This window comes from Nocardia terpenica (genome assembly GCF_013186535.1).
GTDB lineage: Bacteria > Actinomycetota > Actinomycetes > Mycobacteriales > Mycobacteriaceae > Nocardia > Nocardia terpenica.
Genome location: NZ_JABMCZ010000005.1, coordinates 1,379,848 through 1,394,033, shown reverse-complemented (window position 1 = coordinate 1,394,033; position 14,186 = coordinate 1,379,848). Strand labels below are relative to the sequence as shown.

At 70.4% G+C, this 14,186-nt stretch carries 13 protein-coding genes; 9 read left to right on the top strand and 4 right to left on the bottom strand.

The window, feature by feature from the left end:
- Positions 1–24 precede the first annotated feature (24 nt).
- The 7 genes from HPY32_RS42225 (at position 25) to HPY32_RS42195 (ending at position 6,687) form a co-directional block, all read left to right on the top strand.
- Positions 25–315: a DUF503 domain-containing protein gene (locus HPY32_RS42225; RefSeq protein ID WP_067586514.1), complete on the top strand. Its 291-nt coding sequence runs from the start codon at positions 25–27 to the stop codon at positions 313–315.
- A 25-nt stretch (positions 316–340) separates the two neighbouring features.
- Positions 341–784 (top strand): 30S ribosome-binding factor RbfA, encoded by a 444-nt coding sequence (gene rbfA, locus HPY32_RS42220; RefSeq protein ID WP_067586517.1) that lies wholly within the window; start codon positions 341–343, stop codon positions 782–784.
- 27 nt (positions 785–811) lie between these two features.
- A complete protein-coding gene (locus tag HPY32_RS42215) occupies positions 812–1,819 on the top strand; it encodes a DHH family phosphoesterase (RefSeq protein WP_067586521.1) in 1,008 nt (335 codons plus the stop codon).
- 89 nt (positions 1,820–1,908) lie between these two features.
- Positions 1,909–3,279, top strand: a complete 1,371-nt coding sequence (locus HPY32_RS42210) for an MATE family efflux transporter (RefSeq protein ID WP_067586524.1) — start codon at positions 1,909–1,911, stop codon at positions 3,277–3,279.
- A gap of 113 nt (positions 3,280–3,392) precedes the next feature.
- Positions 3,393–4,352, top strand: coding sequence for a metallophosphoesterase family protein (locus tag HPY32_RS42205; protein ID WP_067586527.1), 960 nt, complete (start codon positions 3,393–3,395; stop codon positions 4,350–4,352).
- A 127-nt stretch (positions 4,353–4,479) separates the two neighbouring features.
- A complete protein-coding gene (locus tag HPY32_RS42200) occupies positions 4,480–5,514 on the top strand; it encodes an isopenicillin N synthase family dioxygenase (protein ID WP_067595555.1) in 1,035 nt (344 codons plus the stop codon).
- Positions 5,515–5,616: 102 nt separating this feature from the next.
- Positions 5,617–6,687 carry an XdhC family protein gene (locus HPY32_RS42195; protein ID WP_067586531.1) on the top strand — a complete coding sequence of 357 codons (1,071 nt, stop codon included), beginning with the start codon at positions 5,617–5,619 and terminating at the stop codon, positions 6,685–6,687.
- Between the two features lie 14 nt (positions 6,688–6,701).
- On the opposite strand, the gene HPY32_RS42190 is transcribed toward HPY32_RS42195, so the two are convergent.
- From HPY32_RS42190 to HPY32_RS42175, 4 genes are read right to left on the bottom strand one after another with little or no spacing between them, the layout of a single operon-like run.
- Positions 6,702–8,375, bottom strand: a complete 1,674-nt coding sequence (locus tag HPY32_RS42190; protein ID WP_067586535.1) for a bifunctional 3'-5' exonuclease/DNA polymerase — start codon at positions 8,373–8,375, stop codon at positions 6,702–6,704.
- 29 nt (positions 8,376–8,404) lie between these two features.
- On the bottom strand, positions 8,405–10,657 hold the full coding sequence (locus tag HPY32_RS42185) for a xanthine dehydrogenase family protein molybdopterin-binding subunit (RefSeq protein ID WP_067586539.1): 2,253 nt from the start codon (positions 10,655–10,657) through the stop codon (positions 8,405–8,407).
- Complete coding sequence (locus tag HPY32_RS42180) at positions 10,654–11,688, bottom strand: FAD binding domain-containing protein (RefSeq protein ID WP_067586542.1); 1,035 nt, start codon at positions 11,686–11,688, stop codon at positions 10,654–10,656. Before HPY32_RS42180 ends, HPY32_RS42185 begins: the two co-directional genes overlap by 4 nt.
- Positions 11,685–12,233, bottom strand: coding sequence for a (2Fe-2S)-binding protein (locus tag HPY32_RS42175; protein WP_067586546.1), 549 nt, complete (start codon positions 12,231–12,233; stop codon positions 11,685–11,687). The genes HPY32_RS42180 and HPY32_RS42175 overlap by 4 nt, the downstream gene beginning before the upstream one ends.
- Before the next feature lie 223 nt (positions 12,234–12,456).
- Between HPY32_RS42175 and npt the strand changes: the two genes are divergently transcribed.
- Together npt and truB are read left to right on the top strand one after the other, a co-directional pair.
- A complete protein-coding gene (gene npt, locus HPY32_RS42170; protein ID WP_067595557.1) occupies positions 12,457–13,122 on the top strand; it encodes a 4'-phosphopantetheinyl transferase Npt in 666 nt (221 codons plus the stop codon).
- Positions 13,122–14,048, top strand: a complete 927-nt coding sequence (gene truB / locus HPY32_RS42165) for a tRNA pseudouridine(55) synthase TruB (protein ID WP_067586549.1) — start codon at positions 13,122–13,124, stop codon at positions 14,046–14,048. The genes npt and truB overlap by 1 nt, the downstream gene beginning before the upstream one ends.
- Positions 14,049–14,186: the final 138 nt, after the last annotated feature.

Here is a 14,186-nt window from a genome sequence, read left to right as displayed (position 1 = left end):
ACCGAACAACCAAGAGGTGAGCCGTTGTTCGTCGGCGCGCTGGAATTCGACATTCTGCTCGGCGATGTGCATTCGCTGAAGCAGAAGCGCTCCGTGGTCCGGCCCGTCCTGGCCGAGTTGCAGCGCTTCGGCGTGTGCGCGACCGAGGGCGGAGAGCAGGACCTCTATCGCCGCGCGATGCTGGGTGTCGCCATGGTCAGCTCCGGGATGAGTCATCTCACCGAGGTGCTGGACAGATGTGAACGCCACGTCGCGGCCCGTCCGGAGTTACAGTTGCTGGCAGTGCGCCGCCGGATCTTCGGACCCGAAGACTGAGTACATGAAGTGAGGAGGGCCAGCCATGGTGGATCAGGCCAGGGCACGCCGACTCGCGAAGCGGATCGTCTCCATCGTCGGTACGGCGATCGAGCACGAGATCAAGGATCCGCGGCTGCGTTTCGTGACGATCACCGATGCCAAGGTGACCGGTGATCTGCGGGAGGCGACCGTCTACTACACGGTGATGGGCGAAAACCTGCGCACCGAACCCGATTACGCGGCCGCGGCCGCCGGGCTGGAGAAGGCCAAGGGCGTGCTGCGCTCGACGGTCGGCGCCGCCACCGGGATCAAGTTCACGCCGACGCTGGCGTTCGTCCTCGACACCGTGCCGGATGCGGCGCGGCAGATGGAGGAGTTGCTGGCGAAGGCCCGCGCGGCCGACGAGCGCGTCGCTCAGGTCGCGTCCGGCGCCACCCATGCCGGTGACGCCGACCCGTACAAAACCGACCGGGACGAGGACGACTGACCGCCTCGGCGGACGATTGGGCTGGCCATGACAGCAGTAACGCCGACGGCGGACCTCGCCGCGGCCGTCGAGGTTCTGGACGCCGCGCGCTCGGTGACCGTGCTGTGCCATGTGCAGCCCGACGCCGACACCGTCGGTAGCGGCTTGGCGCTGGCCCAGGTGCTGCATCGGCGCGGGGTGCCGGTGTGGGTGTCGTTCGCCGAACCGGCCGAGCTGCCGGCGTCGATGCGGTCGCTGCCCGGCGTCGAGCATCTGGTGCCGCCCGCGGCGGTGCCGCAGCGCGTCGATGTGCTGGTGGCCGTGGACTGCGGCAGCGCCGGTCGGCTCGGCGCGCTCGCCGATCGGATCGCGGGCGCCGCGACGACGCTGGTGCTCGACCATCACCGCTCCAACACCCGGTTCGGCACGGTGAACGTCATCGACGATACCGCCGAGTCGACCACCAGCCTGCTGGCCCGGGTGTTCGACGCGTGGGGCGAGCCGATCGACCGCGACATCGCGTACTGCCTGTTCGCGGGGCTGGTCACCGACACCGGGTCGTTCCGGTGGGCCGGGCCCGGCACCCATCGGCTGGCCGATCGGCTGCTGTCCACCGGCATCGACGGCGCGGGCATCACCCGCACGCTCATGGACACCCATCCGTTCGGCTGGCTGCCCATGCTGTCGCGGGTGCTGTCCACGGCCCGACTGGTGCCCGAGGCCGCGGGCGGCGCCGGGCTGGTGTACGCGTTCGTGTGCCGCGCCGATATCGACGGGCTGCGCTCGGAGGAGGTGGAGAGCGTCATCGACGTCGTCCGCACCACCGCCGAGGCCGGAGTCGCGGCGGTGTTCAAGGAGTCCCGCGTCGTCGCCGGTCTGTGGACCGTGTCGCTGCGCTCGCGCGACAGCGCGGTCGGCCTGGACGACGGCGTGGATGTCGCGCATGTCGCCACCCGGCTCGGCGGCGGCGGGCATCGGTACGCGGCCGGGTATACGACCAAGGGCGCTCCCGATGCCCTCGTCGCGGCGCTGCTGGACGAATTGGGCCGTCTGTAGGTGCGATTCGGCCTTGCCGGGTTGTCGTACCCCTGTGCGATGGTGGGTTGCAGGATGGTGGCCATTGCGGTCGACGAGGGAGGGACGCGATGACGGCGGATGCTGTGACGGGAACGGCGACCGAGGGGGACGATCCCGCGTCCGCGGGGCCGTGGCGGATATTGGCGATTGCCGTACCCACGCTGGGAGTGCTTGTCGCGGAACCGATCTACCTGCTGTTCGATATGGCCGTCGTGGGGCGGCTGGGGGCCTTGGCATTGGCCGGGCTGGCGGTCGGCGGGTTGATTCTCAGCCAGGTCGGTACCCAGCTCACCTTTCTCAGCTACGGCACCACCGCGCGGTCGTCGCGGCGGCACGGTGCGGGCGATCGGACGGGCGCGGTTGCCGAAGGGGTGCAGGCGAGTTGGATCGCCGTCGGCGCGGGGGTGCTGATAGTCGTTGTGCTGCAAGTCTTCGCGGGCCCGGTCGCGCGGGTGCTCGCGGGCGGTCCCGATATCGCGGACGAGGCGCTGCGCTGGATCCGGATCGCGCTTTTCGGGGTGCCGCTCATTCTGCTCACCCTGGCGGGCAACGGCTGGCTGCGCGGCGTGCAGCAGACCCGGCGTCCGCTGGCGTACGTGATTGCGGGCCTGGCCGTTTCGGCGATCCTGTGCCCGGTGCTGGTGCACGGGCTGCTCGGTGCGCCGCGCATGGAACTGGCCGGATCGGCCGTCGCGAATCTGGTCGGGCAGGTGGTGTCGGCGGCGCTGTTCCTGAACGCGCTCATCCGGCAAGGGGTTTCGCTGGCGCCCGATCCCACCGCGATCCGCGCGCAGCTGGTGCTCGGCCGCGATCTGATCGTGCGCAGCGCCGCCTTCCAGGTGTGCGCGCTGTCCGCCGGTGCGGTGGCCGCGCGGTTCGGGGCCGCGTCGGTGGGCGCCCATCAACTGGTCCTGCAGCTGTGGTACTTCGTCGCGCTGACCTTGGACGCGCTGGCGATCGCGGCCCAGACGCTCGTCGGGGCCACCCTCGGCGCGGGCGACGCGCCGGGCGCCCAGCGGCTGGCGCGGCGGGTCACGGTCTGGTCGACGCTGTTCTCCGTCCTGCTGGCACTCGTGTTCGCCGCCGGGGTGGGGGTGATCCCGGCGCTGTTCACCGGCGACCCGCAGGTGCTCGACCGGATGCACGCCGTCTGGTGGTTCTTCGTCCTGCTGTTCCCCACCGGCGGCGTGGTCTTCGCCCTCGACGGTGTGCTGCTCGGCGCGGGCGACGCGGCCTATCTGCGCAATATCACCATGGGCTCGGCCCTGCTCGGCTTCCTGCCGCTGATCTGGCTGTCGCTGGCCTTCGGCTGGGGCATCGCCGGTATATGGTCGGGGCTGGCCGCGTTCATGGTGCTGCGGCTGGTCGGCGTCGGCGCCCGCGCCCTGTCGGGACGCTGGGCCCGTGTGGGCGCGGAGGTGCCGCGCGGCGTCGGCTGAGCGGCGGTGCCGACCCCGTGGGTGAGCCGCAGGGTGACGGGCATGGGAATCTTGACGGTGGGTGCCGTGGTTGCCGCAAGGGGCGCGGTTGGGAGACAGAGAGGTAGTACCGGGTGACTCCGAGGTTGATGGCGGTGAGCGACGTGCATGTCGGTCACCAGGGGAACAAGCCGGTCGTGGAACAGATCCGGGCGGGCTCGCCGGAGGACTGGCTCATTCTCGCCGGGGATGTGGGGGAGCGCAGCGACGAGATCCGCTGGGCGCTCGAGACCCTGCGGCGGCGGTTCGCGAAGGTCATCTGGGTGCCGGGTAACCACGAACTGTGGACCACCGCAAAGGATCCCGTGCAGATGCACGGCGCGGCCCGCTACGACTACCTGGTGTCGATGTGCCGGGATCTGGACGTGCTCACGCCCGAGGACCCGTTCCCGGTGTGGGAGGGCGCCGGCGCCGAGGAGTTCGGCGGGGCCGTGACGCTGGCGCCGATGTTCGTGCTCTACGACTACACCTGGCGTCCCGAGGGCACCTACACCAAGGCCGAGGCGCTGGCCCTGGCCCGCGAGCGCAATGTGGTGGCCACCGACGAGTTCCTGCTGTCGTCCGAGCCGTATCTGACCCGCGACGCCTGGTGTCACGCGCGCGTGCAGTACACCCAGCGTCGGCTGGACGCGCTGGCCGCCGGGACGCCGATCGTCATGATCAATCACTTCCCGACCGTCCGCGAACCCACCCGGATCCTGTTCTATCCGGAGTTCTCGCTGTGGTGCGGCACCGACCTCACCGCCGACTGGCACACCCGCTACAACGTGGTGTGCTCGGTGTACGGGCACCTGCACGTGCCGCGGACCACCTACTACGACGGCGTCCGGTTCGAGGAGGTGTCGCTGGGGTATCCACGCGAGTGGAAGCGGCGCGGCCTCCCCGATCCGCTGCTCCGCCAGATCCTGCCCACCCCGACCTACGGTCCGGGCGAGCTGAACCAGTGGGGCGGGCATTTCAAGGTCACCCCCGAGATGGAGGCGGCGGCGTCGGAGCTGCGCCGCCAAGCCGATCAGCGCCGCGGGCTGGCCTGAGGCCGCTGCCGGTGCTTGCGCGGTATCGCTAGGGGCGCTTGGAGATTCGGCCGATCGAGTGCCCGAAATGGGTATTCGATCGGCGCCGTCGTGGCACACTTGGGCGTGTCATGAAGCGAGCGAATTCATGAATGGCGCAGGTACTTTCGCATCCGTGCCGATCATCGACGTCGCCGGTCTGTTCTCCGGCGACCCCGTCGGCCGGAAGGCGATCGCGAACGAGATCGGCCGGGCCGCAGGCGATGTCGGCTTCTTCTACATCGGAGGCACCGGTTTCGATTTTCGCCGCTACGACGATCTGCTGACCGTGGCTCGGCGCTTCTTCGCCCTGCCGTATGCGGAGAAGATGCGGTCCTATATCGGCTTCTCGCGCTGCCACCGCGGTTATGTCCCGCAGGGCGAGGAGGGCGTGTTCGAGGGAAGGGCCGATCTGAAGGAGGTTTTCGACTCCGCTCTGGACCTGCCCGCCGACGATCCGGACTATCTGGCCGGTAATCCGATGCTCGGTCCCAATGTCTGGCCCGCGATTCCGGGCTTTGCGCAGCGGGTCACCGCATATTACGACGCGGTGCTCGGGATCGGTCGAAAGTTGCTGGGGGCCTTCGCCGTCGCCCTCGGCGAGGAACCGGACCGGTTTCTCCGGCACGCCCGGAAGCCGCCGAGTCAGTTGCGGCTCAACCACTATCGATACGATCCGGCCGCCGGGGACGGGTGGGTCAGCGGGGAGCATACCGACTACGAATGTTTCACGCTGCTGACCGCGACCGGGCCGGGGCTGGAAATACTCGGCGGTGACGGCACGTGGATCGACGTGCCGCCGGTTCCGGGCACCTTCGTGGTGAATATCGGTGACCTGATGGAGTTGTGGACCAATGGCGAGTTCGTCGCCACGACCCACCGGGTGCGGCGGGTGCCCGGCGAACGGTATTCGTTTCCGCTGTTCTTCTGTGTCGACTACGACACCGTCATCCGGCCGCTTCCGCGCTTTCACCGGCCCGGGCGGCCGATCCGCCGCCCGCTGCGCGCGGGTGAGCACGTCTTCGCGCAGACGGCGCAGACCTTCCGGTATCTGCGGAATCGCATGGATCTCGGCGACCTGCGGCTGCCGGAGGGCGCGCTGGGCGTCGGTTCCTTCGGCTACGACGCCGTGCCCGCGCATTGACGGTTCCGGCGCGAAACGCGTCTCACCCGGCTTGATCGCTAAGAGATTGCTAGTCTCGTTTTATGAAGCACCGCGCCGAGTCTGAACAGTAACTATTCGACTATGAGAGAGTTGCTGCCCTCTCTGATAGACCGCGTCGAGCGCGGCCCGGTCGCACTGGCCCGCGTGGTCGATGTGACCGGAGCCGGGCCGCGGGAGATCGGCGCGGCCATGGTAGTCACCGCGAACGGCGAGGTGCTGGGATCGATCTCCGGCGGCTGTGTGGAGGGGGCGGTCACCGAGGCCGCGGCGGGGGTGATCGCGGGCTCGGGTGCGGTGCTCGAACGGTTCGGGGTCGCCGACCCGGACGGGATCGCGGTCGGGTTGACCTGCGGCGGTGAGATGGAGGTATTCGTCGAGCGGGTGGATCGGGCGCGGCGCGCGGATCTTGTTGCGCTGCACCGGGGTATCGATGCGCATCGGCCGGTCGCGCTGGTCACCACGCTGCGGAGTACGCCGGAGTGGCGGGTGGTGTGGCCCGCCGACGAGGACGACGCCGCCGATGTCAGCCGGGACGCCCGGGGGATGGCGCGCGCGGGCCGCACCGGCACGGTCGGCGCGGACGACGGCCGAACCGCCTTTCCGCCACGGGCTTTCGTGCACAGTTTCGGGCCGCCCGCGCGCCTGATTCTGGCCGGTGCCAATGATTTCGTGCGGGCCCTGAGCCGGGTCGGCGCGCACCTCGGCTATCGCGTGACCGTGGTCGACGCCCGCGAAACCTTCACCACCCCGGCGCGTTTCCCCGCCGCCCACGATGTCGTCGTCGACTGGCCGCACCGCTACCTGCGGCGGCAGCACGAGGCCGGGCTGCTCGACGGCCGCACCGTCGTCATCGTGCTCACCCACGACCCCAAGTTCGACGTCCCGATGCTCGCCGAGGCCCTCACCCTCGACGACCTGGCCTTCATCGGCGCCCTCGGTTCCCGCCGCACCCACGCCGACCGCGTCCGACGCCTCACCGAGACCGGCGTCCCGCCGAACCGCCTGCGCCGCTTACACAGTCCCGTCGGCCTCGACCTGAATGCCCGCACCCCCGAGGAAACCGCCGTCTCCATCGCCGCCCAGATCCTCGCCGAAACCTCCGGCGGCACCGCCCGACCCCTGGCCCGCACGCACGGGCCGATCCACCGCTGAGACCTCGGGGTGTCTCATTTCGCGTCCCAGTAGCACTCCACAATCGCCGTCGTCAGCGGGAACCGCACCGGTGTCGGCCCGAAGGCGATCCGGCCCGCGGTCTGCGCCGCGGTCGCGATCGCCTCGGCGACGGTCGCGGCCTCCTCGGCCGGGCAGTGCACGATGACCTCGTCGTGCTGGAAGAAGACCAGTTCGGCGCGCAGCCCGGCGCGGCTCATCTGCTGGCGCAGCGCCGCCAGGACCAGCAGGGCCCAGTCGGCGGCGCTGCCCTGCACCACGAAGTTGCGGGTGAAGCGGCCGCGGGCGCGCGCCGCGGAGGTGCTGCCGTATCGACCGGATGGTTCCTGCTCCTCGGCCGGGTCGTCGGGTGCGCCCGCGGACAGCGGCGGGCAGGTGCGGCCCAACCAGGTGCGTACCAGGCGGCCCTCCTCACCGGCGCGGGCCGCGTCGTCGACGTAGGCCATGGCGGCCGGATAGCGGCGGCGCAGTTCGGCCATGTGGGTGCGGGCATCGCCGGAGGTCTGGCCGTAGATGGCGCCCAGCATGGCGAGTTTGGCCTGGGCGCGGTCGCCGCCGAAGGCGCGGGCCGCCAGGTCCGCGTACAGATCCTCGCCGCGACCGGCCACCTCCATCAGCCCCGGGTCGCGGGAGATGGCGGCGAGCACGCGCGGCTCCATCTGATCGGCGTCGGCGACCACCAGACACCACCCCGGGTCGGCGCGGACCGCCCGCCGGATCACCTTCGGGATCTGTAGGGCGCCACCGCCATTGGTGGTCCAGCGGCCGGAAACCGTTCCGCCGGGCAGGTATTCGGGACGGAAGCGGCCGTCGTGCACCCACTGCTCGAGCCAGGACCAGCCGTGTGCGGTGTAGAGACGATAGAGCGACTTGTATTCGAGCAGCGGCGCGACCGCGGGGTGATCGACCTGCTGGAGCTCCCATTTTCTGGTGGAGGACAGGAAGATTCCGGCGCGGGCGAAGGCCCGGATGATGTCGTTGGGCAGATCGGGCCGCACCCGCACCTCGTCGCCGAAGGCCCGCGACACCCGATCGGCCAGCTCCGCCATCCGCCGCGGCTCGCCCCCGCCCGGGAACCGTTCACCCAGCAGTTCGTCCAGCACCTCGCGGTGCACGTCCGCGCGCCAGGGGATTCCGGTCCGCGACATCTCGGCGGCCACCAGCATGCCCGCCGATTCGGCGGCGAGCAGCAGCCGCATCCGTTCGGGCTGTTCGGTTTTCGCGGTGCGGGCGATCTGCCCCGCATAGACCTCCAGGAGGGCGGTGAGCTCGTCGGTGCCGGGCGGCAGCGGCACCGGGCCGGACTCGAACAGCGACGGCTGGGTCTCCGCGGCCCGCGCGGGCGCATCCGGCGGCACCGGCAGGCCGTGTAATCGCGCCCAGGCGGCCGCCAGCGATCGGGCCTGCCCCGACTGGCCCTCCTCGTGCCCGATCAGCAGCGCCTCCGCGGCCTCCACGTCATAGCACCGCTCGACCCGCACCCCCGCCGCCAGCAACCGCCGATACATCTCACCCGTCGACCGCCACACCCACCGCTCGACATCGGGCCGCGACCCCACCGCCTCCGCCACCGAAACCTCGTGCACCACCGGCCCCGCGGGCCGCCCGTCCTGATCGAGCGGACACAGACGCGCACCCCCGCCGTCCGTCTCGGCCACCGCCCATCTCATGCCCCGAGTCTCGCATCGAGGACCGACACCTATTCGGCCAGCAAATGTTCGATCCGGAGCGGGATCTCGCGGATCGGGCGGCCGGTGGCGTGGCGGACGGCGCTGAGAATGGCGGCGGCGGCGCCGATCATGCCCAGCTCGCCCAGACCCTTCACACCCAGGGGGTTCACTATTTCGTCCTGCATCTCGACGAACCGGATGTCCACCTCGGGCGCGTCGGCGTGGACCGGGAGGAGGTATTCCAGGAGGGAGGAGTTGGCCCAGCGGCCGTCGCGGGGGTCGCAGAGGGTGGCTTCCATGAGGGCCTGGGACAGGCCCCAGTTCATGCCGCCCAGGACCTGGCTGCGGGCCAGTTTGGCGTTGAGGACGCGGCCGGGGGCGAAGGCGCCGACCATGCGGCGGACCCGGACCAGGCCGAGGTCGGGGTCGACCGCCACCTCCGCGAACTGGGCGCCGAAGGTGATCTTGCCGTAGGGAATGTCCTGGGCGGGTGGCTGCCAGGTGCCGATGGTCTCGAGGTCGGTCAGGTGGTTGCGGCTCAGGACCGCGGCGTAGTCGTCCGCGATCGCGGGGTCCGAACGGATGCGCAGCACGCCCTCGATGCCCTCGATCTCCGCCGGGGCGCGGCCGTGCAGCGGCGACCCCGGATCGCCGACGGCCACCGAGATCAGCTGTGCCCTCAGGTCGGAGCACGCGGTGTGCACCGCGGCGCTGATCATGCCCGCGCCCATCGAGCCGACCGCGGCGACGATGTTCGGGTACCGGGTGTCGCCGATCTCGACGCGCACCCGATGGAACGGCAGGCCCATCGCGTCGCCCGCGACCTGGGCCATCGCGGTGGCGACCCCGGTGCCGAAATCCTGGGTGGCGGCCCGCACCACCAGCATGCCGTCGGCCAGCAGCCGGGCGTGCGCGCGCTGCGGCTGCCCCGGTAGATACACCGGATAGCCCGCCGACCCCATACCCCAACCGAGCAGCCAGTTTCCGTCCCGGCGGGGCCCGGCGCGACGGTGCTCGGCCGACCAGCCGAAGCGTTCGGCGGCCACGCGTACACAGTCGGCGTAGCCGTCGGAGGTCCACGGGTGACCGCTCTCCGGATCGATCGCGGCATGGTTGCGCAGCCGCAATTCGACCGGGTCCGAACCGATTTCGTCGGCGAGCTCGTCGAGGGCGCATTCCAGCGCCACCATGCCCGACGCCTCGCCCGGCCCGCGCATGAACGTCGGCGTCATGGTGTTCCCGCGGATCAGCCGATACTGCCCGTCCCAGTGCGGAATTCCGTACGCCTTCCCGGCGACCTCCAGCGAGACCTCGGCCCAGTCGTCGAATTGTGAAGTGACGGAAAGCTTGTGGTGCAGCAGCCCGGTGCAGACGCCGTCGCCGTCGCAGGCGAGCACGACGCGCTGCTCCTGCTCCTCGCGCAGGCCGGTGCCGTAGAACATCTGCTCGCGGTTCAGCACCACCTTCACCGGCCGCCCCAGCTCGCGGGCGATCGTCGGCGCCAGCGTCACGTGCGGCCACATCATCGCCTTGCCGCCGAACCCGCCGCCCACGTAGTTCGCCACCACCCGCACGTGGGCCACCGAAATACCCAGGTACGCGGCGATTGTCGCCTGGGTGGCGGTCACCCCCTGGGTGGCGTCGTAGACGGTGACGGTGTCGCCCTCCCAGAACGCCGCCGTGGCGGAGCATTCGATCGGATTGTGGTGATTGGCCGCGAAATGGTAAGTGACGTCGACGGAGTGGGCCGCCGCGGCCGCCGCGGCGGCGAAGTCGCCCCGCGACTGCCGGGCCGGGACCATGCCGCAGAACACCTTCTCCGGCTGATAGATCCGGTCGCGGCCGTCGTCGAGCCGGACCACGGCCGGGGCCGCGTCGTAGTCCACCTCGATCAGCTCCGCGGCATACTTGGCGGCCTCGAAGGTGTCGGCCACCACCACCGCGACGGGCTGCCCGAAGTAGTGAATCGTGGTGTCCTGCATGGGAAAGAAGGTCTGGCCGGGCGCGGGGCCGCCGAATCCGGACGGCCACGCCGACGGCAGCGCGGCCACCCGCGGCAGATTCGCGTGGGTGAACACCGCGATCGCGCCCGCCGCCCGCGCGGCGCGCGTATCGATGGACCGCACGGCACCGCTGCCCACCCGCGCGCCGACGATGACCGCGTGGGCGAGATCGGGAATCGGGATCTCGGCGGTGTAGTGGGCCGAGCCGGTCACCTTCGCGCGGCCGTCGAGCCGGTCGAATCCGCGTCCCACCAAGGGTTTCGAGACGGTGGCGGTCACGACTCGTTCACCCCTGATCCCGGCATGCTTTTGGCCGGGACCGTGGTGGGCGGCGCTATCGTCCGCAGGGCGCGGACCAGCGTGCGCTGCGCGAGGGTGATCTTGAAGGTATTCATCGGATGCGTGTCGTCGGCCGCCTCCAGCTCCGCCGCCGCGGCCGCCGCGAAATTGGCTGCGGTGGCGGACTTTCCGATGAGCAGCCGCTCGGCGGTACGGGCCCGCCACGGTTTGGTGGCGACACCGCCCAGGCCGATGCGCACGTCGACGACGGTGCCGTCGGCGACGTTCAGCGCCACCGCGGCCGAGGTGAGTGCGAACTCGTAGGACTCCCGGTCGCGCACCTTCAGGTAGTGCGAATTCCGGGCGAACGGCAAGGGCGGCACATCGATTCGCGTGATCAGCTCGTCCGCACCGATCGGATGCTCGATGTGCGGGGTGTCGCCGGGCAGCGGGAAGAAGTCGTCGAAGGCGATGGTGCGCTCGCCGCGCGGACCCCACACGGTGACCGTCGCGTCCAACGCGGTCAACGGGATCGCCACATCCGAGGGATGGGTGGCGAAGCAGTGCGGGCCGGTGCCGAGAATCGCGTGCCCGCGGTGGATACCCTCGAGCGCCGCGCAGCCGGAACCGGGTTGCCGCTTGTTGCAGGCGAATTCGGGCTCGCGGAAGTACCCGCAGCGCACCTTCTGCATCAGATTGCCGCCCATGGTCGCCATATTGCGCAGCTGCGCCGAGGCGCCCTTCCACAGCGCCACCGACAGGAACGGAAACCGTTCCACCACACCGGGTTCGGCGGCCACCTCGCTCATCTTCGCCAGCGCCCCGATGCGCAGGCCGCCCTCGGGGGTGTGCCGGAGGCCGCCGAACGGCAGCCAGGTGATGTCGACGACGTTGTCCGGGGTCATGGCGCCGATGCGCAGCATGTCCACCAGCGTGGTGCCCCCGGCGAGGAAGACGGTGCCGGGCCGCGAGGTGACGGTGGCGACGGCCTGTTCCGGGGTGCTCGGCCGGGCGTAGGAGATGGGTTTCACGGCAGCTCACCGTCCCGTTCGCGCATCGCGTCGCGCCCGAGGCGCACGGCCTCGCGAATATTCTGATAGGCCGCGCAGCGACAGATATTGCCGCTCATCCATTCGGCGATGTCCTCGTCGCGCTCGGCATGGCCCTCCTCGATGCATTTGATCGCCGACATGATCTGCCCGGGCGTGCAGTAACCGCACTGGAACCCGTCGGCCTCGATGAACGCCTGCTGCACCGGGTGCAGCTCCTCCCCGCGCGCCACCCCCTCGATGGTGGTGATCTCCCGGCCCTCCGCCGCCACCGCCAGGGTCAGACACGCCAGCACCCGGCGGTCGTCGACCCATACCGTGCAGGCGCCGCAGCCGCCCTGGTCACAGCCCTTCTTGGTGCCGGTCAGATGCAGATGCTCGCGCAGCGCGTCGAGCAGACTGGTGCGCGGCTCCACCACCGCGAACTGCTCCCGGCCATTGATGCGCAAGGTGACAGCGGTACGCGACGGGCCCAGGAATTCGGCCGGTTCGGTGCCCGTACGCCGGGCGGATTGATCGATGGTCATACTTCGCCCTCCTGCCTCACCGATGCCGTTGCGACACAGTGATTCTTTTCGGGACCGGGTATGGACGGATCAGCAACACTCTAGCAACGAAGCGGGGGGAGCGTGGGGTGAACGGGAACCCGCGGCCGGGGACGGTCCGGCCCGCCTCGGCTAGGCTCGGGACGTCAAGTAGAGGTGTCGAGTGCAGGAGGCGGTCATCGACGAGCGGGTGGGGGCGGCGCGCATCATCGGGAGGATTCTTCCCGATGGGGTGGCAGCGGCCGAGCTGGTGAACAATTCCGATGAGCTGCCGGGGCATCCCGGTGAGGAGCATCTGATCACCAAGGCGGTGGACAAGCGGCGGCGGGACTTCATCGGCGCGCGGTACTGCGCGCGCGAGGCGCTGGTGCAGCTCGGCGAGGAGCCGGTGGCCATCGGCAAGGGCGAGCGGGGCATGCCGCTGTTCCCGCGCGGGGTGGTCGGCAGCCTGACCCACTGCGCGGGCTATCAGGCGGCGGCACTGGCGCACCGGCTGCGCTGGCGATCGGTCGGCATCGACGCCGAACCGCACGACACGCTGCCCGAGGGCGTGCTGGACTCGGTGAGCCTGCCCGCCGAACGGGACTGGCTGAAGGCCGCGATTCCCGAGACCGGCCTGCACCTGGACCGGCTGCTGTTCTGCGCCAAGGAGGCCACCTACAAGGCGTGGTTCCCGCTGACGCTGCGCTGGCTGGGATTCGAGGACGCGCACATCACCTTCACCGTGGACGGCGGCGGCGACAGCGGCACCTTCCACAGCGACCTGCTGATCGGCGGCCAGGTCGTGGACGGCGGCGCCCCGCTGACGTCGTTCGACGGCCGCTGGGTGATCACCGACGGGCTGATCCTGACCGCGATCGTGACCGGCTGATGGATCAGGCACGCACTCCCGTGGTCGACGCGCTCGGCGGGCTGCTGGTGGTGGACAAGGACGGCGGCACGACCAGCCACGACGTGGTGTCGCGCTGCCGGAAGCTGTTGCGCACCAGGAAGATCGGCCATGCCGGGACGCTGGATCCGATGGCCACGGGGGTGCTGGTGCTGGGCGTGGAGCGGGCCACCAAGATGCTCGGCCTGCTCAGCCTGACCACCAAGGCGTACACGGCGACGATCCGGCTCGGGCAGGCCACCGTCACCGACGACGCCGAGGGCGAGGCGCTCGCCACCACCTCGGCCGGACACGTCACCGATGCCGAGATCGCCTCCGGTGTCACGGAATTGACCGGCGACATCCTTCAGGTCCCGGCCACGGTGAGCGCCATCAAGGTCGACGGCGAGCGCGCCTACGCCCGCGCCCGCGCCGGGGAACAGGTGCGGCTGGCCGCGCGCCCGGTGACGGTGAGCCGGTTCGAGGTCCTCGCGCGCCGCGACATCGATACGGGCGGAACGCGATTCGTCGACCTCGACGTGGCGGTGGACTGCTCGTCGGGCACCTACATCCGTGCCCTGGCCCGGGACCTGGGCGAAAAGCTCGGTGTCGGTGGACATCTCACGGCGCTGCGCCGAACCCGGGTGGGGCCGTTCACCCTCGAACACGCCCGCACCCTGGATCGGCTCGCCGACGACCCCGGCCTGAACCTGGACATCGATTCCGCCGCGCGCCTGGCCTTTCCGCACCGCACCATCACCGCCACCGAGGCCGAATCCCTACGCGACGGCCGCTGGCTGGCCCCGATCGGCATCCCCGGCGTCCACGCCGCCGTCACCGAGGACGGCAAAACCATTGCCCTCCTGGAAGAAAAGGGCAAACGCTCGTCCCCGGTCTTCGTCATCCGCCCCCGCGGCCTCATCGACTGACAAGCCACCCGCCGTCCCAGCGTGCCGCCGTCCTTTTGGTCCCGGTGTGCCTGTTGTGCCTCTTGGCCCCGGCGTGCCGCCGTCCTTTTGGTCCCGGCGTGCTTTTGGCCGGGACCTCACGCTGGATTCCGGCCGAAA